Annotated in this window: 23 protein-coding genes and 1 pseudogene; 11 read left to right on the forward strand and 13 right to left on the reverse strand. The window is 71.4% G+C overall.

Annotated features, from left to right (window positions below; genetic code table 11):
• Positions 1-18 precede the first annotated feature (18 nt).
• Positions 19-2,808, reverse strand: coding sequence for a sialidase family protein (locus KBX50_RS00830; protein ID WP_210933716.1), 2,790 nt, complete (start codon positions 2,806-2,808; stop codon positions 19-21).
• Positions 2,809-2,962: 154 nt separating this feature from the next.
• On the opposite strand from KBX50_RS00830, the gene KBX50_RS00835 reads away from it, so the two are divergent.
• Positions 2,963-3,850 carry a pentapeptide repeat-containing protein gene (locus KBX50_RS00835; protein ID WP_210933717.1) on the forward strand — a complete coding sequence of 296 codons (888 nt, stop codon included), beginning with the start codon at positions 2,963-2,965 and terminating at the stop codon, positions 3,848-3,850.
• 8 nt (positions 3,851-3,858) lie between these two features.
• On the opposite strand, the gene rnhA is transcribed toward KBX50_RS00835, so the two are convergent.
• Positions 3,859-4,338 carry a ribonuclease HI gene (rnhA, locus tag KBX50_RS00840; RefSeq protein ID WP_210933718.1) on the reverse strand — a complete coding sequence of 160 codons (480 nt, stop codon included), beginning with the start codon at positions 4,336-4,338 and terminating at the stop codon, positions 3,859-3,861.
• A 138-nt stretch (positions 4,339-4,476) separates the two neighbouring features.
• Between rnhA and KBX50_RS00845 the strand changes: the two genes are divergently transcribed.
• Positions 4,477-5,013 carry a GNAT family N-acetyltransferase gene (locus KBX50_RS00845; protein ID WP_307870784.1) on the forward strand — a complete coding sequence of 179 codons (537 nt, stop codon included), beginning with the start codon at positions 4,477-4,479 and terminating at the stop codon, positions 5,011-5,013.
• Here KBX50_RS00845 and KBX50_RS00850 read toward each other — a convergent pair.
• Together KBX50_RS00850 and KBX50_RS00855 are read right to left on the reverse strand one after the other, a co-directional pair.
• Positions 5,007-6,281, reverse strand: a complete 1,275-nt coding sequence (locus KBX50_RS00850) for a lycopene cyclase family protein (protein WP_210933720.1) — start codon at positions 6,279-6,281, stop codon at positions 5,007-5,009. The two genes, KBX50_RS00845 and KBX50_RS00850, sit on opposite strands and share 7 nt — an antisense overlap.
• Positions 6,282-6,440: 159 nt before the next feature.
• Entirely contained in the window at positions 6,441-7,028 is a 588-nt protein-coding gene (locus tag KBX50_RS00855) for a hypothetical protein (protein WP_210933722.1), read from the reverse strand.
• A gap of 650 nt (positions 7,029-7,678) precedes the next feature.
• On the opposite strand from KBX50_RS00855, the gene KBX50_RS00860 reads away from it, so the two are divergent.
• The 4 genes from KBX50_RS00860 to KBX50_RS00875 all read left to right on the forward strand — a co-directional run bounded on the left by KBX50_RS00860 (position 7,679) and on the right by KBX50_RS00875 (position 9,932).
• Positions 7,679-8,167 carry a hypothetical protein gene (locus KBX50_RS00860; protein WP_210933723.1) on the forward strand — a complete coding sequence of 163 codons (489 nt, stop codon included), beginning with the start codon at positions 7,679-7,681 and terminating at the stop codon, positions 8,165-8,167.
• A 125-nt stretch (positions 8,168-8,292) separates the two neighbouring features.
• Positions 8,293-8,907, forward strand: a complete 615-nt coding sequence (locus KBX50_RS00865) for a class F sortase (RefSeq protein WP_210933724.1) — start codon at positions 8,293-8,295, stop codon at positions 8,905-8,907.
• A gap of 66 nt (positions 8,908-8,973) precedes the next feature.
• Entirely contained in the window at positions 8,974-9,444 is a 471-nt protein-coding gene (locus KBX50_RS00870) for a hypothetical protein (protein ID WP_210933725.1), read from the forward strand.
• Between the two features lie 68 nt (positions 9,445-9,512).
• On the forward strand, positions 9,513-9,932 hold the full coding sequence (locus KBX50_RS00875) for a YchJ family protein (RefSeq protein ID WP_307870785.1): 420 nt from the start codon (positions 9,513-9,515) through the stop codon (positions 9,930-9,932).
• Here KBX50_RS00875 and KBX50_RS00880 read toward each other — a convergent pair.
• The 4 genes and pseudogenes from KBX50_RS00880 to KBX50_RS00895 form a co-directional block, all read right to left on the reverse strand.
• Positions 9,908-11,329 carry an MFS transporter gene (locus KBX50_RS00880; protein WP_210933726.1) on the reverse strand — a complete coding sequence of 474 codons (1,422 nt, stop codon included), beginning with the start codon at positions 11,327-11,329 and terminating at the stop codon, positions 9,908-9,910. The genes KBX50_RS00875 and KBX50_RS00880 overlap by 25 nt on opposite strands.
• 612 nt (positions 11,330-11,941) lie before the next feature.
• Positions 11,942-12,587 (reverse strand): annotated as a pseudogene (locus KBX50_RS33745) (hypothetical protein); the annotation flags it as partial.
• Positions 12,588-12,671: 84 nt separating this feature from the next.
• Positions 12,672-13,496, reverse strand: coding sequence for a hypothetical protein (locus KBX50_RS00890; protein ID WP_210933728.1), 825 nt, complete (start codon positions 13,494-13,496; stop codon positions 12,672-12,674).
• Positions 13,493-14,284, reverse strand: coding sequence for a hypothetical protein (locus KBX50_RS00895; RefSeq protein WP_210933730.1), 792 nt, complete (start codon positions 14,282-14,284; stop codon positions 13,493-13,495). Before KBX50_RS00895 ends, KBX50_RS00890 begins: the two co-directional genes overlap by 4 nt.
• Positions 14,285-14,526: 242 nt before the next feature.
• Between KBX50_RS00895 and KBX50_RS00900 the strand changes: the two genes are divergently transcribed.
• A complete protein-coding gene (locus KBX50_RS00900) occupies positions 14,527-15,711 on the forward strand; it encodes a CdaR family transcriptional regulator (protein ID WP_210933732.1) in 1,185 nt (394 codons plus the stop codon).
• Between the two features lie 87 nt (positions 15,712-15,798).
• Here KBX50_RS00900 and KBX50_RS00905 read toward each other — a convergent pair whose 3' ends face one another.
• The 3 genes from KBX50_RS00905 to KBX50_RS00915 form a co-directional block, all read right to left on the reverse strand.
• Positions 15,799-16,404 carry a lytic polysaccharide monooxygenase gene (locus KBX50_RS00905; RefSeq protein WP_307870787.1) on the reverse strand — a complete coding sequence of 202 codons (606 nt, stop codon included), beginning with the start codon at positions 16,402-16,404 and terminating at the stop codon, positions 15,799-15,801.
• A 548-nt stretch (positions 16,405-16,952) separates the two neighbouring features.
• Entirely contained in the window at positions 16,953-17,708 is a 756-nt protein-coding gene (locus tag KBX50_RS00910; protein ID WP_210933738.1) for a hypothetical protein, read from the reverse strand.
• A gap of 49 nt (positions 17,709-17,757) precedes the next feature.
• Positions 17,758-19,443, reverse strand: a complete 1,686-nt coding sequence (locus KBX50_RS00915) for a serine/threonine-protein kinase (RefSeq protein ID WP_210933740.1) — start codon at positions 19,441-19,443, stop codon at positions 17,758-17,760.
• Positions 19,444-19,469: 26 nt separating this feature from the next.
• Between KBX50_RS00915 and KBX50_RS00920 the strand changes: the two genes are divergently transcribed.
• A complete protein-coding gene (locus tag KBX50_RS00920; protein ID WP_210933741.1) occupies positions 19,470-19,652 on the forward strand; it encodes a hypothetical protein in 183 nt (60 codons plus the stop codon).
• Positions 19,653-19,681: 29 nt separating this feature from the next.
• Complete coding sequence (locus tag KBX50_RS00925) at positions 19,682-21,256, forward strand: FMN-binding glutamate synthase family protein (RefSeq protein ID WP_210933743.1); 1,575 nt, start codon at positions 19,682-19,684, stop codon at positions 21,254-21,256.
• Between the two features lie 131 nt (positions 21,257-21,387).
• On the opposite strand, the gene KBX50_RS00930 is transcribed toward KBX50_RS00925, so the two are convergent.
• Together KBX50_RS00930 and KBX50_RS00935 are read right to left on the reverse strand one after the other, a co-directional pair.
• On the reverse strand, positions 21,388-22,089 hold the full coding sequence (locus KBX50_RS00930) for a hypothetical protein (RefSeq protein ID WP_210933744.1): 702 nt from the start codon (positions 22,087-22,089) through the stop codon (positions 21,388-21,390).
• 162 nt (positions 22,090-22,251) lie between these two features.
• Complete coding sequence (locus KBX50_RS00935) at positions 22,252-22,830, reverse strand: hypothetical protein (protein WP_210933747.1); 579 nt, start codon at positions 22,828-22,830, stop codon at positions 22,252-22,254.
• A 695-nt stretch (positions 22,831-23,525) separates the two neighbouring features.
• Between KBX50_RS00935 and KBX50_RS00940 the strand changes: the two genes are divergently transcribed.
• Together KBX50_RS00940 and KBX50_RS00945 are read left to right on the forward strand one after the other, a co-directional pair.
• Positions 23,526-24,242 carry a FadR/GntR family transcriptional regulator gene (locus tag KBX50_RS00940; protein WP_210933749.1) on the forward strand — a complete coding sequence of 239 codons (717 nt, stop codon included), beginning with the start codon at positions 23,526-23,528 and terminating at the stop codon, positions 24,240-24,242.
• Positions 24,239-25,066, forward strand: coding sequence for a sterol desaturase family protein (locus tag KBX50_RS00945; RefSeq protein ID WP_210933752.1), 828 nt, complete (start codon positions 24,239-24,241; stop codon positions 25,064-25,066). The genes KBX50_RS00940 and KBX50_RS00945 overlap by 4 nt, the downstream gene beginning before the upstream one ends.
• Positions 25,067-25,087: the final 21 nt, after the last annotated feature.

Genomic DNA, 25,087 nt, shown 5'->3' on the forward strand with positions numbered 1-25,087 from the left:
TGCCGATGATCGTGTTCCCTACTTCAACGTCATTTTCCAGGCGCCGAGACCGTGCGAGGCAGCGTAGAGGATCCGCTCGCCGGGCACGATGGTCAGGCCGGCCACCTCGACGTTGGGCATACCGCGAGCCGCCTTGGTCCAGGACTTCTTGCCCTTGGGCAGCAGCAGCACCCCGAAGTCGGTGGAGGCGTACAGGTCGCCGGTGACGTCGTCGCGGACCAGATCGGTGATCGGCTGGTCCCCGAAGTCGTACGACCTGTCGCTCCAGGTCGCCCCGTCGGCCGTGACCGTCACCTCGAAGGCGTGGCCGGGGGTGGTCGGCGTGTTGGAGCCGTACCCGCTGTAGGAGATCCACGCCCGGGCCGGGTCGGCCGGGTCGATGTGGATGCTGGTGACGAAGCGGTTCGGCGTGGCGGCGGTGTCCACCCGGGTCCAGGTCACCGCGGCGGCCGGCTCCGCGTCGACGTTGCGGCTGACGAAGACCCGGCCGGTGCTGGTGGCCGCCCAGGCGGTGGAGCTGTCGGAGTCGACCCGCTGGATGACCGACACCGCGCCGCCGGCCCGGTCGCCCCAGCCGGTACCGGTCAGGTTGGTGGTGCCCAGCGGCTCCCAGTCACCGCAGTCCTCCTCGTAGGTGCCGGTCCAGGAGTTGCAGATCCGGTCGGCCTCGGCCAGGCTGCGGTCGCCCAGGCCGAAGGTCTTGGTGCGGTACGCCGACAGTCCGGTGCCGGCGAACATGGTGCCGCTGACCTTCGGGTCGCTGATCACCGGGGCGTAGAACAGGCTGCCCGGCTGACCGTAGATCGGGTCGGCGGTCCAGATCCAGCTCGCGATGTCACCGTTGGCGAAGCTCACCTCGGGCGAGACGTCGTAGTAGGTGTGGAACCGGAACTCGGGGCGGGCGACGTCCCAGCCGGAGGCCCCGCCGTCACCGATCATCGTGTTGACCCAGCGCTGACGCTGGCCCTTGTTCTCCCAGGTGCCGTTGTCCTGGGTACCGCCCTGCAACAGGTTCACGTCGTGCGGGCTGGCCGAGAGGCTGATGAACTGCAAGGTGTTCATGCCCTTGTTGACGCCGTCCAGCTTCGACGGGATCTTCGACAGCATCTGCCGGCAGCGGTCCTGCTGGCCCGGCTTGGTCAGGTTGCGGTCCGGGTTGTCGCACCACGACGAGCGGTCCACGAACTCACCGCTGGAGCGCATCACGCCGCCGTCGCTGGCCTCGAAGAACTGGTACGGGTTGCGCGGGTTGGTGACGAGGTCGTGCTGGTCGGGGTGCAGGCCGTTGGGGTGCAACTCGTCGGTGCCGTCGTAGGTCATGTCGGTGCCGCTGACCCCGGCGTCGGTGGAGAGGATCACGGCCCGCTTGTTGGCCACCGTCTCGCCGTACACGTAGGAGCCGCCGGTGTAGACGATGTCGGGGTGCCCCGCCGGGGTGTGCACGAACACGTCGTACCAGCACTGGCCGGTGCACTGGTTGTAGGTGGCGAAGCCCGGATCGGCCGGGTTGGAGCTGGTCAGGTCGGTGAACGTCGGCGATCCGGCGGCCACGTCATCGCTGCGGAACAGCCGCGAGTACGGGGTGCCGGTGTTGCCCTCGTAGACGTACATCCGGGTCTTGCCGCCGGGCAGGGCGGTCACGTCGATCGCCGGGCGGGTCTGGAACATCGCGGGGTTGAGCGACGGCTTGATCTGCGTCCAGGTCGCCCCGGCGTCGGACGAGCGCCACACCCCCCGAGCGTACGAGCTGGCGTAGACGATGTTGGCGTCGCGCGGGTCGAGCTTGACCTGGCGTACGCCGCGCGGCGAGCAGGTGGCGGTGTTGTTGTACTCGGCGGCGCTGCCGGTGCAGGCGGTGGCGTCGGCCGAGCCGTTGTGGATGAACTTCCAGCTCTTGCCGCCGTTCGTGGACTTGTACAGGCCCCACTTCTCGGCGTCCGGCACCGGCCGGGTGACCCCGGTGCAGCAGGAGCTGGACATGCCGCGCAGCGCCGTGGTGGTGGCCACGTAGAGAGTCTTGGGGTCGCCGGGCTTGATGGTGATCTCACCGATGCCCTTGCCGCCGAGGACGTCCTTGCCGAGCGGGCCGGACCAGGTCAGACCACCGTTTGTGGATCGGTACAGGCCGACGCCGGCGACACAACCGGAGCCGCAGGTGTTGGCCTCGCCGGTGCCGACGTAGATGGTCAGGCCGGTACGGTCGTTGCGGTCGATCGTCACCGCGCCGGCGGCGTTGATGCCGAGCGGGCCGCCCAGGTAGAACCACTTCGGTTCGGCGGCGAGGATGTTCAGGGTGCCCCAGACGCCGCCACCGGCCGGGGTGACGTACGCCCGGCAGAGCAGCTTGGAGCAGTCGGGGCTGATGTCGATCGAGGTGACCCGACCGCCGGCGACGTACTCGTTGGGCACGTAGTTGAAGGCGTTGCGGTACTCGGTGAACGGGTAGAGCGCCTCGCTCGGGCCGACGTTGGTCCACTTCCGGCTACCCTTGAACCGCTTGTCGGCCGCCGTGAAGGCTGCCTTCGACCGGTCCAACTGAGCGATGGTGATCGCGTCCGCCGGGTAGGCGCGCTCCAGAAACGCCTGCTGCGCGGCACCGCCGGGTCCGTCGGGTGACATGCCGCTGTCGCCGGGTACGGCTCGGCGCAGCCGCTCCAGGTGGGTGCCGAGGGCGTTGGGCATCTCCCCGCCGACCGCGACGGGTGCCGGCACCTCGGCGCCGGCGAAGTGGATGCCGACCAGACCTGTCGACGCCACCAGGGCACCGACCGCCAGGCCAACAAGAAGATGGCGACGTCTACGCTTCACGAGGGTTCCTCCGGCATGACGGCGTCACCGCAGCGCGGCATCCGGATTGGCGACCGTCGCTGGCAGCGTCCACGCAGGAATATGTCAGAGGGATCCACCGCAGGCAATAGAGCTGTTAGACGTTATCCGACCGCCGCCAGGAGGAACGGATCGGATGTCCGAGGAGGGTGGGCCGGTGTCCGAGGAGGGTGGGCCGGCCGCCGACGAACTGCGGGCCGACTGTGCCCGCTGCTTCGGCCTGTGCTGCGTCGCCCCCGCCTTCGCCGCGTCGACCGACTTCGCGCTCGACAAGCCCGCCGGCCAGCCGTGCCGCAACCTGGGAGCGGATTTCGGCTGCACCATCCACGCCGAGCTTCGCGAACGGGGTTTCCCCGGCTGCACCGTCTTCGACTGCTTCGGCGCGGGTCAGCGGGTCGCCCAGGTCACCTTCGGCGGTCGGGACTGGCGCGACCAGCCGCGCCGCGCACGGCAGATGTTCGACGTGTTCGCGGTGATGCGCCCGCTACACGAGCTGCTGTGGTTGGTCACCGAGGCGTTGCGGCTGAGTCCGCCAGCCGACCTGCGGGCGGGGCTGGCAGCCGCGCTCGCCGAGACTGAGCGGTTGACCGTTGGCGACCCGGAAACGCTGCTCGCCACCGACGTCGACGCGCATCGGGCGGCGGTCAACTCGCTGCTCTCGCGTACCGCCGAGCTGGCCCGCGCCCGGGGCGGAGCCGGCGCCGACCTGCGCGGCGCCGCGCTGGTCGGCCGCGACCTGCGCCGCACCACCCTGCGCGGGGCGAACCTGCGGGGCGCGTCGCTGGTCGGCGCCGACCTGCGTGGAGTGGACCTGGTCCGAGCCGACCTGACCGGCGCGGATCTGCGCGGGGCCGACGTGCGCGGGGCCGACCTGTCCGGTGCTCTCTTCCTGCACCGGTCGCAGGTCGACGCCGCCCGGGGCGACCTGCGGACCCGGTTGCCGGGACGGATCAGCCGCCCGGCCCACTGGTCGCAGCTGCCGCTCGCCTCGCCGAGAGCGTCGCGGCGCGGCCGTCCCCGCTGAACCGGTGGTCAGCGGCGGACCGGCGCGGCGGCCTTCCGCGCCTCGTTCATGCCCTGGTTGGCCAGCGCGTCGGCCCGCTCGTTCTCCGGGTGCCCGTTGTGGCCCTTCACCCACAGCCAGGTGATCTGGTGGCGGGCGCCTGCCGTCTCCAGCCGCTGCCACAGGTCGGCGTTCTTCACCGGCTGCTTGGCGGCGGTCAGCCAACCGTTGCGTTTCCACGACGCCAGCCAGCTGGTGATGCCGTTGCGGACGTACGTGCTGTCGGTGTGCAGTTCGACGGTGACCGGGCGGGTCAGGCTCTCCAGCGCCTCGATGGCGGCGGTCAGCTCCATTCGGTTGTTGGTGGTCGGGTCCGCCTCCCCGCCGCGCAGCTCACGCTCGTGGGAGCCGTAGCGCAGCACCGCGCCCCAGCCGCCCGGGCCGGGGTTGCCGCTGCACGCCCCGTCGGTCCAGATCCGCACCACCCGGCCGTTCGTCTCGTCCACCATGGCGGCAGACCCTACCGTCCGCGGGCCCCTGGGTCGCTCGACGGGCCGTCAGTGCGGCGTCCAGCGTTGGCGGTGTCGCGACGAGGTCCCGGCGGCGGTCCGGTGACCGTTCCCGGACATCGCGCTAGGGTCGGCGGAGTGAGTGATGTCGTGACCGACGGTCGGCTGCTGATCCGCCCGGCGGAGCCGCGCGATGCGGAGATGCTGCACCGTTTCATCGTCGAGCTGACCGAGGCCGAGCAGTATCCCGGCGAGGTGGCGGCACAACCGGCGGACGTGGCGAACGCGCTGTTCGGCGACCGGCCGGTGGCCGAGGCGGTGGTGGCCGACATCGCCGGCGACCCGGTCGGTTTCGCGCTCCACTACCCCACCTACAGCACCGTGGCCGGCCGGCCCGGCATCCACCTCGAGGACCTGTACGTCCGGCCGGAGCATCGCGGCGACGGCGTCGGTCGGGCGTTGCTGGCCCACCTGGCGAGGCTGGCCGTGGCACGCGGCTGCGGCCGCCTTGAGTGGTGGGTGCTGCGTACCAACGATCCGGCGCTGCGCTTCTACCGACGGCTGCACGCCCGCACCGTCGACGAGATCGACGTGCTTCGGCTGGACGGCCCGCAGCTGCGGGCGCTCGCCGCCGGCCACCACCAGTCCGACGCCGACACCGCCGTGGCTCAGTGACCTGGGGCCTCGACGTTCGGCGGCTCGCGGTCGACGACGGGCGGCGGCACGGTCCACGACGGGCGGCGCGACGGCGCGAGCCGGTCGCGTAGCCGACCGGCGGCATCGGCGACGGTGGCGGTGACCATCGGTCGGAGTCGGGTGGAGCGCATCACCGCCAGGTCCTCGGCCACCGTGGTGTCGCCGTCGAGGAAGCGCAGCACCCGGCTGGCCGGGTTGCGATCGAAAAGACGGCCGAAGAACTCCGGACCGTTGACCAGACCACCGTCCAGTGCCCGCAGCGCGACCGCGTCCATCCACCGGTGCCGGTCGGGGTACGCGGGCGCCGGCACCGGCGGCCGGCCGGCCGCGACGGCCCGGGCCACCTGTTCGGCCTGACGGTGCATCGCCGAGAAGGTGAAGCCGGTCGAGGGCCGGGTGGCACCGCCAGCCGTGCCGAGCCGCACCACTCGCGGCGAAGGCCGGGCCACGAACGGGCCGTCGGTCATCGGGATGACGCCGTTCTCGACCTCGGCGACCGTGAGCCGGGCCGGGTCGAGACCGAGCAGGTCGCGGTATCCGGCCAGCGCCGCGTCGTACGCCGCTCCGGTCAGCAGGTCGGGTGAGAACTCGGTGTACTCGACCAGGGCGTACCGGCTGTCGACGGGCAGGACGTAGCCGAAGGAGACCCCCCGGGCAGGCTGCGGGGTGCGAAAGTCCATCAGGACCGCCCGCGCCGGGTCGAAGACCGGTCGGTCGGCTCTCAACCACCAGCCCCGGAAGTGCTGCAACCAGTTGGTACGGCCGGGCCGGTGCGGTGGCCGCGGCCGGGAGTCCAGCAGCCAGCGGGCCCGCAGCAGCGGTCGACCGTCGACGGTACGCACCAGCACCCGTTCACCATCGTCGTCGACACTTCCGGCAGCGGCGACGATCCGGGTCACGCCCAGGCTCCGCTCCGCCTCGGCGGCCCGCTCGTAGATCGGGCCGGAGCGCAACATCGCGTACCGCAGGGGCGTCAGATCCAGGGCGTGCTGCGTGTCGGGCGTGACCACCTCGACCCGGGACCAGTTGGCGCTGAGCAACTCGTCCAGGTCATTGCCGGGCTGGCCCCAGAACGCCCAGGTGCGGTCCTGTCCACGCCGGTGCACCGGATCGACGACGGCGATCCGCACGTCGCGTACGCGGTGCCGAGCCAACGCGGCCAGCACCAGCGACGCCGCTCCACCCCCGCCCACCAGGGCGAGATCGACGTCGACCGGCGGGGAGTCCATCCGATCACGCTGCCACATCCGCAGGCCGGTCGGATGCGCAGGGGCGGTACCGAGTTCTTCGGCCGGTCTCCGAACGCCACAAAGCCCGCTGGCCGGCACCCTGGTTGGGTGCCGGCCAGCGGTTCTTGCTCCCCCTGTGGAGGAATGTTTGTGGTTGTTGTCTGACCGTGGTGGGGGTCAGCTGGTCCAGTGCTGGGCGACGAGGTCGGCGGCCTGCTGCTCCCACTGGGCGTAGTGGTCCGGGTAGGCCGACACCTGCACCGTCTGCGCGGCCTCGGTCAGCGGCATGTCCTGCCAGCCGTCGACCTGCTTCAACCCCTTCAGGAAGGCGAGGGTCGAGTACTCGGGGTCGGTGATCTGCTCCACCGTGCCCCAGCCCGACGACGGGCGCTGCTGGAACAGACCCTGCGAGTCGTGGTCGTTGCGGTCACCCAGGTGACCCAGGTTCTCCAACTTCGACTCCTGCAGAGCGGTCGCGATCGACACCACCGCGGCCCGCTCGTCCATACCGGCCTTCTTCGTCGCCGCGATGATCGCCTTCACATTCGCGATCTGCTCGTCGTTCAACTCGATCGTCGACTGGTTGGCCGGGGCGCCGTGCGGCAGCAACTTGCCCATGTCCGGCTTGTCAGCCGGCACCGCCGCGACCGGGACGGTCTTGACCGGGGTGACATCGGCGTGAGCGGCCACCGGACCGGCGAACAGACCACCGGTGAACGCCAGACCCGCAACACCCAGCACACTCTTCCGCAGCATCGTGTTCATGACCAAGCTCCAATCGGGGGTCAACGCACGCACACCCGCCGGGGGGACAGCAGACACGCGCACGCAAGCACCACCAGGCGCTCAAAGAGGGGGAAAGATCTCCGGGACGCGGGGCCCGAAGGGCCGCTTCGCATCGCCGGGACCATGTCCAACGACCACCGACCCGCCATCATTCCCGGCGGCCCGCACCCGCCGTGACGGGCAGTCGTTCACGGCCGTTCGGGAGTGTCCAACGACCCGCCGGCCCCCACCATTCCCGGGTGCTCATCCCCGAACCCGACACCCCCACCCCAAAACCCCCAAAACCCCCAGACCCCACCCGTTGATCATGAGGTTGGCGGCAGAGTTGGAGATCAAACATGCCGCCAACCTCATGATCAACGAGGAGAAACGGGGGGAGGACGGGGGGCGCGGGCGCAGACCACCGGGCATCGCACCCACAACCTCAGCCGGACACGGCGTACCCCGATCGCCCCTTCCGCGACGCCTACGGCGTCCGGGAGAACACCGGACGGCAACGAGGATTTCTCATTTTCACCGGATCGAGTCTCAAGGCCACCTAGTGTTGGGCACACCGGTGCTAGTCACGGAGTTGGCCACCCGAACGACGTCCCACGCAGTCAGCGGACGAAAAGTGAGGGAAGACGCGTATGAAGGCAAGAAGAGTTCTCATACCGGCGGCAGGTGGCATCGCTCTCGGCGCGCTGTTGCTGCCCGGCACCGCGCTGGCCGACACGACCGTGTCGCCGTCCACCACGCCGGTCGGTGGAACCGTCGTACTCACCGCGACGGGCTGCAACCCGAAATCAGGAGACGCGATCTTCCGCGTCACCGGGCCTGACCGCGACCAGAACGTTCGCTCCACCACGGCAGCCGCCGGTGGCGGGTTGAGCGCGGAGCTGTTCACCGCCGGTTTCACCCTCGGCACCTACACGGTGGCCGCCACCTGCGGCGACGGTACGGCCGACGGCAGCGCGACCTTCACGGTCACCCCGATCGGCGGTGCCGAGGCCGGCGGCCGTGACGGCGACGACGGTGCCGGGACCCTGGCCACCGGCGCCACCCTGTTGGCCACCGCGCTCGGCGGTGCCGTCATTGTGGCCCGGCGGCGCCACGCCGTCACCGCCGCGACCCACTGATCCACGACTCACCCCATCCCATCCTGCGACGGGTGCCCGCACCGTGCTCGACGGTGCGGGCACCCGAGGTGGCACCGGAAGACGGAGTTTCCGCACCTACGCGGGCACCGCGAACGGAGGTTCCCGTGCGGGCGTACCAGGTGATCCGGTTCCTGATCGCGACGCTCGCGGTGGCCGGCCTCGCGCTGGTCGGCACGGGCCTGACGCGGCTACCGGCGCGACCGCCGCAACCCGACGGCGCGACGGCGCCGCACCGGACGGTTCCGGCGCCGCATCTGTCGCCGCTGCCCCGGGCCGCTCCTGTGGAGGTACGCATCCCCGCCGTCGGCATCCGCGCACCGCTGATCTCCGTCGCCGCCGACGCCGCCGGGGCGCTGGAGGTGCCCCCGCTGGACCGCCCGGGTGTGGCGGGCTGGTACCGGCCCGGGGTCAGCCCGGGTGAGACCGGCAACGCGGTACTGGTGGGTCACGTGGACTCCCCCGACGGGCCGGCCGTCTTCTTCCACCTGGGACGGCTGCGTCCCGGCGACACCATCGAGATCGTCCGGACCGACGCCCGGATGGTGCGCTTCGCCGTGCACGACGTCGAGGCGTATCCGAAGGACCGGTTCCCCACGGACCTGGTCTACGGCCCGGGCGACGCGGCCGGCCTCCGACTGATCACCTGCGGCGGTCGGTTCGACCGGGACACCGGCGAGTACGTCGACAATGTCATCGTGTTCGCCACCCGGGCAGCGTGAACCCGCGTTTGACCGTCGGGGCTCCGGGAAGAACGGTCGCCCACGGCAGATTCGCAAGGAGCGACGATGGCGCAGCCAGCACGGGCCAGCAAGCGGACCGGCGCGGACAAGGGTGGCCCGCCGCCACGGAAGGTGGCGGCGAAGAAGGCGGCCACGGCGGCGAAGCGGGCCACCGGGGCCACCGCCGCGAAGACGCCCGACACGAAGCCCACCCCGACGAGTTCCCGCGTCGCCCGCAAGAAGGCCGTCTCCGCCACCGCCACCCCGGCCCGCCGACCCACCGCCAAGGCAACCGCGGCGAAGAAGTCGGGGCCGGTCAAGAAGGCGCCCGCGAAGAAGGTGACGGCGGCGAGAGCGTCCAGCACGACGGCGCCGGCGGGGAAGGCCACGGGTACGAAGCGGGCACCAACCAGGAAGACCTCCGCCTCCCAGGCCGCCGCATCCCGGTCCCGTTCGGCCACCCCGGCACCGGCGAAGCGAGCCACCACGATGGAGTCCTTCGGTAACCGTCGGAACCCCCGCACCGGATCCCGCTGACCGGCACGTCCGGAAGGCCGACGCGCCCCGGTGACCGTGGCCGACGCCGTGACCGGAAGGATGGCGACGTGGCCAAGCGAGACAGACGACCAGCCAGCGGATCCGAGGTGACCGGGACGTGTCCGTGCGGGCAGGGCCTGCCGTACGCGGACTGCTGCGGACGGCTGCACCGGGGTGAGGCGGACGCGCCCACGGCCGAGGCGCTGATGCGGTCCCGGTACGCGGCCTTCGCCGTAGGCGACCCGGACTATCTGCTGCGCAGCTGGCACTCCCGCACCCGGCCCCCACGGCTGCGCCTCGATCCCGCGCAGCGCTGGACCGGGTTGGAGGTGCTCGACACCGACGGCGGTGGCCTGTTCGACAGCACCGGCACCGTGGAGTTCCGGGCCCACTACCGGGAGGGACGCGATCCGGGCACGGTGACCGAACGCAGCCGCTTCGTCCGTGAGGACGGCCGCTGGGTCTACCTGGACGACGACCTGGGCTGAAGCTGGTCACCGCCCCGGGTCACCCCCACCGACGCGAGCGGTCTCCGCTCGTCGGACGGCCGGATCGCCAGTGCCACCGCGATCAGCAGGTACGGCACGGCGGCGACCGCGAACGCCACCGGATTGCCCGCCACGGTGGCGACCAGACCGTACCCGCCGTACACGACGATGATCGTCAGGTCGGTGGCCATGCCGGCGAGCGAGGTGACGGTGGCCCGCCCCGGCCCGGTGATCCGGGCCTGTAGTCGCGCGTCGGCCAGCACCGAGGCCAGTTGAAGGCCGCAGAACGCCACTGCCACCAGCCCGAACGCGGCCGGGTGACCCGACAGCGCGCCCCCGGCCAGGGCCAGCGCGGAGCCGCCCAGCAGCAGCGCGTAGCCACGACTGCCGAACCGCTGACCGACCGGGGCGAGCAGACCGCCGACGATCTGCCCGAGCGTGACGATCAGGAGCAGCAACGGCACGGTGGTCAGCGCGACGCCGGTGTCGCGGGCCAGCAGCGGCGTGTACTCGTCGAGCGCGCCCCAGACGGCACCGACCCCGGCGACGAGCAGCACCGCCCGGCGTACCGACCGGTGACCTCGGGCCTCGGCGATTCCCGCGCGCAGCTCCTGCCACCAACCGAGCTCGTCCCCGTCCGGGTCGGCGGCCGTCACGGTGTCCGCCGGCCCACTGACCACGGTTGCGGCCGCCCTGCCCACGGCCGGCGCGGCGAGATCGGCGTCGACGCCAGCCGACGCGGCGCGTTCGACGCCACGCGGCACGGCGAGATCGGCGTCGAGGTCAACCGGCGCGGAGAACGCGCCGCCGGTTCGGCCGACGGTCTGCCGCTGCTCGGGGAAACGGACGGCGACGGCTGCGGCGAGCAGGCACGCCGCGACGCTGGCCGCACCAACCGCCGGGTAGCCACCGACCCCGAGCACGGGAGCGGCCAGCACGATCGACGCCAGCACCCCCACGGTGCCGGCGGTGCGCGCCCGGCCGATGACGCGGGCGTACCGGTCGGCGGCACCGAGCCGGTCGAGTTCGTCGAAGACCAGAGCCTCCGTCGCGCCGGAGGCGAGCGCTCCGCCAGCCCCCCAGAGGACGAACCCGGCGGCGAACGCCGGATAGGACGGGACGAGGGTCCAGAGGGCGAAGCCGGCGGCGGTGCAGAGCGGCGCGAGGCAGAGCATCCGCCGTCGGGAGGTCGCGTCGGCCCAGGCGCCGGAGGGCACCTCCAGCGCGATGCTGGCCAGCGACCAGATGACGAACAACGAGGAGATCTGCCCGACCGACAGGCCGGTGTCGGCGAAGAGCAGCGCGTACACCGGGTAGAGCAGCACCAGGTCGGTGAGGAACGCGTACGCGTAGAGCGTGCCGGCCAGGCGGCGGGCACGCGGCGAGGTCGGGGTCATCGGGGCCTTTCAGGTGGGACGGTCACGGACGCCGGTGTAATGGCGTTCGTGGCGGCCCACGGCCTCGGATGACGGATCAATGTCGCCAGGTCATGCCGCTGATGCTAACGCCCCACTCGGCGTCTCCGCACAGGTGATTCGGGCGCAGCCAACGGCCTGGGCGGGACGGAACCGGCGCCGGTCCCGTCCCGCCCGCCGGTCAACGCTGCTCGCCGGTCTTCGGCAGCACGATTGTCGAGTCGCTGTCGGCGGAGTCGCGCGGTGCCGGCACCTGCGGCGGGTTCGGAGTGACCACCTGGGTGGCCTCCGGGTCGCTCTCCGACGGCGCCGAGGGCTGCGTCGGGGCCGGGTCCTGGCGGGGCAGCGGCGTGGTCGCGTCAGGGTCGATGGCGGGGCCGGTGACGACCTGGGTCGCCTCCGGGTCGTCACCGGTGGAGGCGGGTGCGGTGTGGCCAGCCGGTTCCGCGTCGACCGGGTGGGAGGTGCTGGGCGCGGCGGCGTCCGACGCGTAGGTGGGCGCGCCGGCAGCGGGATCGGCGGGACGTTCGTCGGCCTCGCGCCGGCTGGCGGAGTAGGCCCGCGCGTGCTCGGCGATGGTCCGCGACTCCTGCTCGGCCCGGGCGAGCCAGGACTCCCAGCGGCTCTGCATCGGACGCACCAGCCCGCCACCGACCCCGACCACGAGGATGCCGCCGATGGTGGCCAGCACGGCGATCAGGACCGGCGTGGTCACCGTGGTCGCCACACCGATCTGGTTGAGCGCGGCGATGATGCCGAGTCCGAGAATGAACGCCGAAGCGGCGGTGGCCAGCAGCCGGCCGTAGGACAGGCCGCCGAGCGCACCGGAGATGATGTCCTTCACCGCACTGGCGATGGCGGCGGCGACAACCACGATGACGATCGCCACGAAGGCGCGGGGCAGCCAGGCGATGACCCCGCCGATCAGGTCGGAGATCGGGTTCGGCCCCCAGACCCCGAAGGCCAGGTAGAGGGTGAGCAGCAGGATCCCGTAGTAGGCGAGCCGGGCGACGATGTCACTGGCGTCGTAGCGGGATCGGGCCAGGGCCCGGCGGATGCCGCCGCGCTCGACCGCACGGTCGAAGCCGACCCGTTCGAGCAGCCGGTTGACCAGCTTCAGCGCCGCCTTGGCCAGCAGCCAGCCGACAACCAGAATGGCCACGAAGGCGAGCGCCTTGGGCAGGAAGAGAAGTATCGAGCGGAGGGTGTCCCCCACCGCGTCACCAAAGTCGTCTCGCATTGGATGGTCCTCCACAGGGGCAGGTGGTTCGTCCGGCCCGACCTACCCGCCTGCCCCTGCGTAGAAACCAGTGGAGGAGACGACCTACGGGCGCAGTTGGGCCAGCGAGGCGACCGCGACCCCGTGCGCGTACTGCTTCGACGCCGCGTCGATCAGCGGGCTGAAGTCGTACTGGATGAGCGCCCCGTACTGGAAGAGCCCCATGCCGCCGGCGGATGCCTGGGCCACGTGCGTACGGGTGACGGTGTCGTACGGGCCGGAACAGAAGAAGCCGCCGTTGAGCCAGATCGGATCGTGGTAGTTCATCCAGAACTCCTCGTTGACACCGTACGGGGTTCCCATGCAGTACGGCTGCCACTGGGTCTGCACCCGGGTGAACGCGTTGACCAGCAACGACCTCAGCTCGGTGACGCTGAAGCGGGCCTGGGCCCGGGCGATCAGCGCGATCGGCCCGATGGCGCCGAGCAGGATGCCGAGCTGATTCTTCGCCGAGGCGTTGGTGACCGCGTTCCACAGCGCGTCGATGAGCGTCACGCAGCTTGTCACGTCCTGCGCCCAGCGCTGCTTGAGGCTGAGCGGGAACTCGGCGATGTCGGCGAACTCGAGCACGTGGTGCCGGACGCAGCCGGTCGCCTCGGCCACCGCCAGCGCATCGGCGTGTGCGTTTATCGCGTCCCGCGAGGCGTTGACCGCGCCGATGATCTGGCTGGTCGCCTGTTCGAGGGTCAGGCCGCCGTTCTGCGAGCTGTTGAAGTACGAGTAGGCCGCGGCGGCGAACTGGATGATCGTCGCCACCGTAGCCGGGTCGACGGCCGCCTGCGCCGGTCGGGCGCCGCCCGGCACGACGAGCCCGGTGGCCAGCACCGCAGCGGCCATGCCGGTAGCGAATCGCTTACGTAGTCTTGTCACCGATCGCCTCCCTGGTTGTCCATCGTTTGTAGTACCGCCCGGGCCACCGCCCAGCTCGTGCCCGCCCCGGCGGCCTCCAGCAGCGACTCCGGCGAGTACGGGCCCTCCACCCAGTCGCCGAAGTACTCGTAGTCCCGGAATTCCAGTCGCCGACCGTCGGGCGCGGTGCAGACGTGCACGACGTGGTAGATCGACGGGTGCGGGTCCAGGTCACCTTGCGCGGGGGGTGCGCAGACCGGCTTGAGGTTCTCCACGATCGACTCCAGTGCCTCCCGGTAGTGGCGCATCAGCGTGGTCGTGCCGAACCCGGCCTTGACCCGGGCGGTCAGCGCCATCGGGTAGAGCGTGTGGATCGCGTACCCGAGGTCGTTGCGGGACTTCCTGTCCGTCATCGCGTTGAAGACGCTCGCCGCCACGTCGGCGTCGTGGGTGACGGCCATCGCCCAGTCCCAGAGCGTCTCCTCCTCGAAGATCTCTATGTCGTTGAACTCCACGACGTGCGCCCGAGCCGCGCCGAGCCACGGTGCCGCGGCGAGGGCGTCCATGTGCGTGAGCACCACCGACTCGGCATCGTCGACCGCCAAGATGGTGTCGGTCACCAGCTGGGCGATCTCCTCGGGGCTGAGCCCGCCGTCGCTGAACAGGTTCAGCAGCTGGATGACAGTGGTGCCGACCTTCTGCACGGGCACCGTGCCGTCGGCGGCGTGCGCCGGCGTCGCCGTACCCGAAACAGCCAGGGCGACCGCCAGCGCGGCGGCGACGAGCGTACGTACCGGTTGACGTCCCATGGCGACTTCTCCTTCGCCCTGCTATCGACGGACGCCAATAGCGTGGACCGCGCACCACCGGCTTGTCTTCGTCATCGGTGACAACCCGGATGCGCGATCGGGCAACCTGCTTGTCACTTGTGGTGACCCGATCGAACGCGGTGCCACCCTTCGCGGACCGCTGGCTCTTACTCGGGCGGGGGCACTAATCTCTGAGGTTGAGGTGACGCGGGAACGGCTGGACCTTCGAGGCAGGGGCTTCAATGGGAGACCTGTTCCACCAGCTCAGCAAGCAGGTCGACCGCAACGCCCGACGGGCTGTTCGGGTTTACCAACGCGAGCTACCCGAGTTTCGGCAGGTCGATGTGTCCAGCCACGGGCTCGCCGCGATGCTGGATTTCGCGGTGCTGCTCCGCCGCCGCACCGCTACGCTCGCGGCCGACGAGCAGCCCTTCACCGACGACGACCTGCGGCAGATGGAGTCGGTCGGCCAGGAGCGCGGCGAGCGCGGCATCTCCGCCGGAGCCCAGCGCCAGGTGCTGATGCTGCACTCGACACTGACACTTCAGGAGATCCGCGAGGCGGCCGGGCCGGACGACATCGAAGACGTGATGCGGATGCTGCGGTGGCTGGGCCCGCAGGGCGCAGTCGCCCAGGCCGCGTACACCCGGGGTTTCCTCGCCGGGCAGCACCGCAGCGTGCCGTTCGCAGCGCGGATACAGCGCCTCACGCTGGCACTGCTCCACGACGACCCCGCCGCCGGTCAGCTCGCCGGTGACCTCGCCCTGCCCCACCACGGGCAGTACCTGGTCACTATCGTCACCATCCGAGGCGACACGCGACGCCTGACCGCCAAGGTGCGCGCCAGGACCATCGAGACGCTTCTGCACGCGCACCGCACGCCGATGATGTGGCGCACGCCGTCGGAGTTCGTCCTGCTGACCCCGATGCCGGGGGCGGTCGGAACGCTCGTCGCCGCGGATCAGCAGACCGCTCTCGCGGTGATCCGCGGTCTCGCCGACGCCGTCGGCCGTCCGCTGTCGATCGGTACCACCGCCGGTTCCACCGGTAACCTCGCCCCGACCGCCGACCTGGCCCGCCGGGTCAGCGGTGTCGCGCCCGCGCAGCCGAGGCCGGAGTGCCTGCACACGGTCGCCGACGTCCTGATCGAACTCGCGGTCGCACAGCTGCCCGCGGTCGACAGCTGGCTCGACGACCTCACCCGCCGTCTCTCCGCCGGCCCCGATCTTGTCGAGACGCTCGCCGCCTACTACGACAACGACATGAACCGTCTCCGTACCGCGGCCGCCCTCAACATCCACCCGCGTACGCTCGACTATCGCATCCGCCGGGCCCACGACCTGCTCGGCTTTCACCCCGCGACAGCCCGAGGCGTACGCCTGATCGGCGCCGGCATCGCCCGCGCTCGGGCCGACCGCACCCGGTGAGCCGGCCCGCCGCAGCGCCGCGACCACCTCGACGAGCCGCTCCGGCCCAGGACGGCAACCCTGGGCCGGAGCGATGGAGCTGGTCGATCAGACGAAGTTCACGTCACTGCACCACATGTACGCCTGGTCGAGGTGCGATGCCTGCCAGATGACGAAGACGATGTGGCGTCCGGTGTAGCCGGAGGTCGAGACGTTGAACGAGATGTTCTGCGCGGGCGCGTACCTGCCGGTCTGCGTGATGAAGTCGAGGTTGCCCCAGCCGAGCCGCTGGGTGGTGGGGTCGAATCCCTGCTTGCTGACGTAGACGCGGAAGAAGTCGGCGCCGTGGCTGGCCTGGTCGTAGAGCTGGACCGTGAAGTTGCGGCTCACGTTGGTCGTCCGCCACGCACCAGGCTGGTTCAGGCTGTTGTTCCTGGACAGCCCGTTGCTGCAGAGCTGCCCGTCGGGGGTGCGGCCCTGGAAGTTGCCGCCCAGGCCGTCCCGCAGCGCGCTCATCCAGTTCCACATGGTGTCCGGGTTGGCCTGGAACGCCTGCCAACACATGGGGTCCTGCTGCTGCATGGCCGGGTTCGTGTGCTGGCTGCCCCAGCTCTGCCAGCACTGGTAGGCGCGGGAGGCCGGGTTGATGATGGTGCCGTGGGCCTGGACCGGGCTGCTCCACGGCAGCACGCCGACCATCATCGCGAGCAGCACGGCAAGCACCCGAAGGGGCTGGCGGACGGCTGACCGGGATCGTCCGCCGCTCTGATCAGGCCTGCGTGAACGCATGTGCGTCCTCCGTTCCTCGGTGGTGTCGGTGGGTGGGAGCGCTTCCAACGCCAGACAAGCATCGAGTCGCATAAATGTCAACAATGATCTTAATTGGTGCCACTGTGTCCCGAGCCGGCCCGAGTCACCGTGAAGGGCACCAATGCCCCATCTGTGCTGCGACGATGACCCACTCCGCCACCCACCCGATCACCCGAACGACGTCCCAGATCGAAACTTTCGGTTGTTGACGGCCCGCGATTCATAGTACGAGAGCGGCGTCGGGCCGGCTCGTTCCAGAGGCGAATGTCGGTGCGGCCGGCAGAGGTCGTCAGGTCGCGTCCGCAGCGAGCAGCGGCAGCCGCTGGACGCAGCGCTGCCCGGTTCCACGGCGCTGCCCGGTTCCATGGCGTAGGCGATCAGGATGGGGCCGCTGCATCCCGGGGGCTAGGCGTCCGAGCCCCAGACGCATCCCGACCACCGGCCCGTCGGAGTCAGCCTGGACAGGCGTAGCTGACCTCGGTCGCCGCCTGCGCCGGTGCCGGCGACACGATGTTCACCGTCGCGGTCTCCGTGGTGCTGCCGACCCCGGTGAACGACCAGCGCAACGTCAGCGTGACGCTACGCTGTCCCCGACCGACGCGCTCGGTGAGCAGAGCACCTGGCGCACTGCCGGTCCGCAGCCACTGATACTCGATCACGCCCGCGCGGCCGTTGGTCCGCACGGTGGCGACCACGTCGACGGTGACGTCGCAGCGTGCGCCGGCCGGTCGGGGCACGCTCGCGGTTACATCGGCGATCTCCAGCGGGCTGAGTCGCTGCCAGATCCACAACCCCACCGCGGTCAGCAGCGCGAGGCTCAGCAGCGCGGAGAGCACTGTGGTCAAGCGACGCCAGGGCGACGGCCGGCGCGGCGGCGCGGGTGCCGGCCAGGCCGGTGCCACTGGCGGGGCGACCGGCACGCCGGGACCGAACCGCAGCTCGCCGCCGGGCCCGGCGGTGGGCGCGGGCAGGGCCGTGCCGCCGGTACGCGTACCGACCGTGACATTCGCGGCCGTCGTGTCTCCCCCGGTCCCAGCCAGCGACAGCGTCGGCTCCGCACCGTCGAGTGAGAGCGTCGGCTCCGCACCGTCGAGTGACGCCTTAGGTGCGGTCACGGACGGTGGGTGTGCGGGCAGGGTGACGGTCGGCTCGGCCGGTACCCGTTGGGTGGGCAGGGCCTCCGTGGCGGCGTCGTCCGGCTGATTCACGCTGTCGTCTCCTGCGTTCGTCGCGGGCCTGGGTGCGGGGGGCGGCTGGTCAGCCGGGCGTGCAGAAGGAGTAGAGCGTCACGTGCACCGTCGCACCGGTGGTGGTGTTACCGACGGCGTCGGTGGCCAGGACCGCGACCGGGATCCGCGTGGTCGCTCCGGGCCTGGGCAGGTCGCCGAGCACGCCCCGGAACTGGCCGCCACGCAGCTGAGCCATGTTCTGCTCGTACGACCGCTTCTCGAGCGTGTAGCGCAGACGGACCCGCAGCTCACCCGAGTCGGTACGGTCGTCGGCGACGAGCGCGGTGACCGTGCTCGCGGTCGGTCCGAACGGGCAGCCCGCCGGATCCAGTTCGGTCGGACTCGCGGTGACCCGGTCGACGGTGGGCGCGGTGGTGTCCGACGGCGGTGCGGGACTGGTGGACGACGTGGGCACCGGCGTCGCGGTCGGTGAGCCGCCCGGGGGACGTACCGACCGGCTCGGCTCGACCGTTGTGCCGCCCGTCGGGACGGTCGCCGTACCGGTCGGGGTGGGTGGATCGGGGGTGCCGACCGTCGGCACGTCGGACGTTGGCGTCGGCTGCTGTGCGGCCGGGACTCCGACGGTCGGGACGGTCCCGGCGGTCAGATCCGTGCGGGCCTCGGTGGCCGCCGCCGCACCGACCGACGGTGGCTCGTCCTTCCCGGCGTAGCTGAGCCCGGCAACGCCGACCAGCATCGCCGCCACCAGGCCGGACCCGACCAGCGCCGCCCGGGACCGTCCGGTCCGCCGAGGTACGGATCCGTCGGCGGCCTCGCCCACCGATATCGGCGCATAGGCACCGACCGCCGTGCTGGCCACGCTGATGCCGCCCCCGCTGCCGTCCGGGAACGGAAACAGAGCCGCCAGCAGCGCTGCCCGGCGAGCCAGCTCGCGCCACCCTCGTTCCTCCCAGTCGTCCCCGTAGGCACCGGCGGCTACCTCCTCCAGGTTGGCGAGGAAGACCTGCGCGGGCTGTGGACGGTCGTCGGGCCGCTTGGCCATCCCGTCGCGCAGCAGGCCGTGCACCGGGCGCGGCGCCCGATCGGTGGGGATCGGCGCCCGGATGTGCTGCCGGCGCAGCGTGGCCAGATCCCGCCCGTCGAACGGCGGGTGGCCGGTGAGGCATTCGAAGAAGGTGGCGGTGGCGGCGTAGATGTCGCAGGCCGGGGTGGCCGGCGCACCGGACCACTGCTCGGGAGCCATGTAGCGGGGGGTGCCGGTGACAGTGCCACCGGAGGCGGCGCCGACCGGCATGGCGATGCCGAAGTCGGCGAGCTTGCTCGTGCCCTCGGCAGTCACCAGCACGTTCTCGGGCTTGTAGTCACGATGCACCACGCCGCGCGCGTGCGCCGCACCGAGCCCGGCCAGGGAACCCTTGAGCACGCAGAGCGCGGACTCCGGTGTGGTGGGGCCCTGCGCACGCAGCATCTGGCGCAGCGACACGCCGTTGACCAACTCCATCACGATCGCCGCACCGCCGGGCGCCTCGACGTACTCGTAGAGGCGACAGATGTGCGGGTCGTCGATGTCGGCAAGCAGCCGCGCCTCGTCCCGGAAGTCGGCCCGCAACAGCTCGTCGTCGGGCCCGGTGGTCAGATACTTGATCGCCACCGCGGTGCCGGTGGCGTCGTGCACGGCGAGATCGACGCTGCCGGAGGCACCGGCACCGAGCCGACGGACCGGGGTGTAGCCGGAGACCTGCCAACCGTTCATGTCGCCACTATCCGCGCCACGCGCAAGTGAACCGTGCCGCTGAACACGCGATCATTATCGCCACCGCCGCCGGTGACGTCATCGTCCCGGCGGGTGCACCGACCTCACCGGGTGGATACCTGGTGAGTCGTCCGGTGGGCACGGTCGGCGGCCTTCCGCTGCGCCTGGTGCGGCCGACCGGCCCTGAGCTGCACCGCCCCGACGTTTGACCTGGCTCGGCGACGGAAAGTGTGGCGGAATGAGATGGGCCCGTCACGCCGTACCCGCCGCCGTCACCGCGCTCGCCGCGCTCGCCGCCCGTGACCTGCTGCAACGTGAGCACGCGCTGAGGCGCAACTTCCCGCTGCTGGGTCGGGCACGCTACCTGCTCGAATCGCTCGGACCGGAGCTACGGCAGTACATCGTGGCCGGCAACAACGAGGAACGTCCGTTCACCCGGGACCAGCGCCGCTGGGTGTACGCCTCCGCGAAGCGGCAGAACAACTACTTCGGGTTCGGCACCGACAACGACATCGAGTACACCCCGGGCTATCCGGTCATCAAGCACCGCACCTTCGGTCGGGCGGTACCGCCGTCGACGCCGACGACCGGGCACGAGGTGCGGCTGCCGTCGGCGAAGGTGCTCGGAGGCGCGCGACGACGCACCCACGCGTTCCGCCCCGGATCGGTGGTGACCATCTCCGGGATGAGCTTCGGCTCCCTGTCCGGCCCCGCTGTGGAGGCGTTGAACCGGGGCGCGGCGATCGCCGGCTGCCTGCACAACACCGGCGAGGGCGGGCTGTCCCCGTACCACCGCCACGGCGGCGAGCTGATCCTGCAACTGGGTACCGCGTACTTCGGCTGCCGCGACGATCGGGGCCGGTTCGACCTGGCCCGGCTCAAGGACGCGGTCGCCGGCGCACCGGTGCGCGCGCTGGAGATCAAGCTCAGCCAGGGCGCCAAGCCCAGCCTGGGGGGCCTGCTGCCGGGGGCGAAGGTGTCGGCGGAGATCGCCGCGACCCGAGGCATCCCGATCGGACGGGACTGTGTCAGCCCGTCTCGGCACGCGGAGTTCTCCGACTGCGACAGCCTGCTCGACTGGGTGGAACTCCTGGCCGCCGAGACCGGCCTGCCGGTCGGCATCAAGTCGGCCGTGGGCGACCTCGACTTCTGGACCGAGTTGGCCGACCTGATGCGCGACACCGGCCGCGGCGTCGACTTCGTCACCGTCGACGGTGGCGAGGGCGGCACCGGGGCCGCCCCGCTGATCTTCACCGATTCCGTGTCACTGCCGTTCCAGCAGGGCTTCGCCCGGATCTACCCCGTTTTCGCCGAACGTGACCTGCACGAGCAGGTCGTCTTCATCGGCTCCGGCAAGCTCGGCCTGCCCGACAACGCGGTGGTCGCATTCGCGCTCGGCTGCGACATGGTGGCCGTGGGCCGGGAGGCGATGCTGGCGATCGGCTGCATCCAGGCGCAGAAGTGCCACACCGACACCTGCCCCACCGGCGTGGCCACCCAGAACGCCTGGCTGACCCGAGGGCTGGACCCGGCATCGAAGTCGGTCCGGGCGGCGCACTACATCAAGACGCTGCGGCGGGACCTGATGAAGGTCGCCGAGGCGTGCGGAGTGGAGCATCCAGGGCTGATCGACACCGACGCCGTGGAGATACTCGGCGGGCGGACCAGCGCCACTCCGCTGCGCGAGGTGTACGGGTATCGACCGGGCTGGGGGCTGCCGTCGGCGGCCGACCGCAAGGCGCTGGTGGAACTGATGTCCGTCGAGGGCTCTCAGGGCGGCAGCGCTCCCCCCTCGCCGACCGCCCAGCGTTGACGCCCGGCGGCCACCCCGGCGGTGGGCAGTGGTGCCGTGAGCCGGGGTGGGCGCGGCGCGGGTCGGCCGGGACCGACCCGCGCGTCCGGGTCGCCGGAGGACGGATCACGTTCGTGCCATCTCGGTACGGATCAGCGGCAGGCCCCTCCTCCGGCGTCGGCCGTTATCACCGTCCTGGGCGGCGGCGTCGCCTGTAGGGCGGCTGGTACCCGTCGCGTCGGAAAGGTGGAGTGACTGATCCGGACCGACGGGACCGGCCGCCAGAGCAGGTTGACGGTGGCGCCGCCGGGACCCGACAGACGTTGCCGGCCCCGGTAGCCCAGCCGGCGATAGAGGCGCAGGTCGTCGTCGCCGTGCGCCTCCGCGTAGGCGGGCAGGCCGAGATTGTCCATGTACCGGTGGCTGCCGGCGAGGACGGCGGCGGCCTGACGAGCCCGGTCGGCGTCCGGTGGTGCGGCGAGGAACGCGAGGTGGTTGTGCGCCTCGGCGGGCCGCCGCGCGGCAAGCAGGTGATCGACATGGCGGAAGCGCGGGGCGTGTACGCCGCTGGCGTCGTCGAGTCGCTCGTCATAGCGGGGTGGCGGCGGGATCGGGCGATAGCGGTGGAACCAGACGGTGGCGGCGGTCCCGTCCTTGAGCAGGAACGCGTCGCCGAACAGCAGGGCGTGCTCGGTCCAGATGCGGGCCACGGCGGCGATCACGGCGGGACGCCGCCGCTCGTCGGGGACGAGCCACGCGCCGAGAGAGGTCGGGACGATCGTGGCGGTGAGCAGGTCGACGATCCAGTCGAGGTCGCACCATCGGGCACGGTTGACGGGCAGGGTGACGTGCATGGGTACTCCTGGTGAGGCATGAAGTCGAAGGACGGTGCCGAGCCGTCGCGACAGGACACGCGCGAGCAGGCTCGGAGGACGGTCGGCGGTGTACGACCGCCGTGAAGTGTCGCGTGACGCGGCCACGACCGGCGTGGCCGCGCGGAAGTGGCAGGGCTGCGGTCAGGCTGGCCGGCTGCGCGGTCGCGGCGAGCGGGAGGGCCGTCGCCGGGTGCGCGCCAGCCGGGTCACCCGGCCGCTGACCGCCGGCGGCGACCAGCCAGCCACAGCCAGGTCGGCCGGGCCGCTGTGCGAGGTCGGGGCCGACTCAGCGCCGCTGGTGCCGGGCGCCGGCGAGAAGGGCGGCGTGCCCGGCGTGCGGTCGGCCGGGCGGCTTCGGTCGTGCTCCTCGCCGTCGACGGCCCCCTTGCCGGAGTGCGACGACGCCGCCGACGGGTAGCCGGAGAGGTGACGGGTGCGGTGATCGGCGGTGCCGAGTTGCCGGGCGCTCTCCGGGTCGAGGTCAGTCCGGTCCGGGCTGACCGGTCCCGCGGGCTCGGCGTCCGGTGCCGGTGGCACGAGATCGGCTCCCGGTGCCGCCGGGGCGCCGGGATCCGGGGCGGGTTGCGGGGTCGGGTCCACCGGTGTCGGTACCGGGGCGGGCTGGGGCAGCTCGACGACCGGATCCAGCACGTCGAGCACCGGCTCCACCAGATCGAGAAGCGGATTCAGCAGGTCGAGGACCGGCGTCAGCTCCCGCAAGACCGGGTCCGCACCCTCCAGAACGGAGTCGAGCAGCGGCGGCGCGGTGTCCTGCGGCGGTTGCCCACCGACAGGGGGAGACTGCCGTCCCCCGGGCCGGCCATCAGCGGGCTCGGGTTGAGCCTCCGCTGGTTGGCCGGGTGGTGGCGTTGGCGCCTGCTTACCAGGCGGCTTCGGCGAGGCGTCCCGCCTCGGTGGCGCGGGCTCGGTACGCCGCCGACGATCGTCGGGCCGGTGAGGGCGGGGCCGATCGGCCCTGGGCGGATCGGACGCGTGCGGATCGGCCGATCGGGGCGCGGGACCGGGCGGTGGAGGGGGGTCCGGGGCGGGCGCATCCGACCCGAGCACCGGCGTCAACAGCCCTCGAACGAGGTCACCGACGCGGGGCGTTGCTCCGTCCTGAGTGGCGACCGGCGGCTCCCCGGCGGCGCGGGCGGAATCGGTCGAGGCGACGTCGTAGGCACACCAGGCCAACCCGGCGACCGCGGTCAGGAAACCGAGTCGTAGGACCGCGCGTGCGAGGCCACGCCGTCGTCTCGTCACCGGCGCCTCCCGTGCCCGACTGCCACCCGCTGCGAACGCACCATAACTCACTGCGACAGTACGGTCACGAGCCACGGGCGTGTCGATCCGCCAGGTTCCGGACTGGTCCAACCAGTTGACGGGTTGATGTGCCCTGGGCCACACTGCCGGGCATGACATTCGTCCCCGTCACCCGGGCTTCCGTCTCCGACCTGGTCTTCGGACAGCTGCGCGACGCCATCGTCAGTGGCACCTACCGCACCGACGACACGCTGCCCGGCGAACGGGAGCTGGCGACGACCTTCCAGGTGAACCGGCATGCGGTCCGGGAGGCGCTGCGCCGGTTGCAGCAACTCGGCCTGGTCCGGATCAGCCAGGGCGGCGCCACCCGGGTGTTGGACTGGCGGGTGCACGCCGGTCTGGATCTCGCGCTCTCCCTGGTGCGCTCCGGAGACGTCCTGCCGGTCGCCACCCTGGTCCGCGACATGATGGACATGCGGGCCTGCATCGGCGTCGACGCGGCCCGGCTCTGCGCCCGCCGGGCCGACGACGCGGCGCGACGACGGATCGTCCGCGCGGTCGAGGAGTTCGCCGACCTCGCACCCGACCTGACCGCGATGGGTGAGGCCAACATCGCCGTCTGGCGGCTGATCCTGGACGGCTGCGGCAACACCGCGTACCTGCTGGCCTTCAACAGCCTGGTGGCCGGCGCCCTGGCGGTGGCCGAGGTGCCGCCCCAGCGGCGCGCCACCGAACTGCTCGACGTCACCGGGCACCGTCGGCTGGCGTCGGCCATCGCCGACGGCCGGGACGTCGAGGCCGCCGAACAGGCCCGATCGCTGCTCACCGCCGCGCTCACCGCCCCGACCAGAAAGGACAGCCGGGCATGATCCCCGCCGTGCTCTACGCCATCCCCGCGTTCCTCCTGCTCATCACCGTCGAGGCGCTGTCGTACCGGTTCGCGCCCGACGACGCCGAACGGGGCTACGCGGCCCGGGACACTGCCACCAGCCTGACCATGGGTGCCGGCAGCCAGGTCATCGGCGTGCCGTGGAAGCTGCTCACGATCGGCCTGTACGCCGCCGCCTACACCATCTCGCCGTTCAGTCTCTCCCCCGGCGACTGGTGGGTCTGGGTGTTGTTGTTCTTCGCCGACGACTTCGCCTACTACTGGTTCCATCGGGCCCACCACGAGGTGCGACTGCTGTGGGCCGGGCACGTGGTGCACCACTCCAGCGTGTTCTTCAACTTCTCCACCGCCCTACGGCAGAGCTGGACGCCGATGACCTCGCTGCCCTTCTGGCTGGGCCTGGCCCTGCTCGGCATTCCACCGTGGATGATCTTCCTTCAGCAGTCGATCAGCCTGCTCTACCAGTTCTTCCTGCACACCGAGCGGATCAATCTGCTGCCCCGACCGATCGAGTTGCTGTTCAACACCCCCTCACATCACCGGGTGCACCACGGCTCGAACGACGAGTACCTGGACCGCAACTACGGCGGCATTCTGATCATCTGGGATCGAATCTTCGGGACCTTCCAGGCTGAGGGCGACGCGGTCCGGTACGGCCTGACCAAGAACATCGGCACCTACAACCCGCTGCGGGTGGCGACCCACGAGTACGCGGCCATCTGGCGGGACCTGCGCACCGCCAGGTCCTGGCGGGAGCGGCTCGGGTACCTGCTGCGCCGCCCGGGCTGGCAGCCGGCCCGATGAACACCGCGACCGGCGGCGGCC

The organism is Micromonospora sp. C51, assembly GCF_018070435.1.
In the GTDB taxonomy this organism is placed as follows: Bacteria; Actinomycetota; Actinomycetes; order Mycobacteriales; family Micromonosporaceae; genus Micromonospora; species Micromonospora sediminimaris.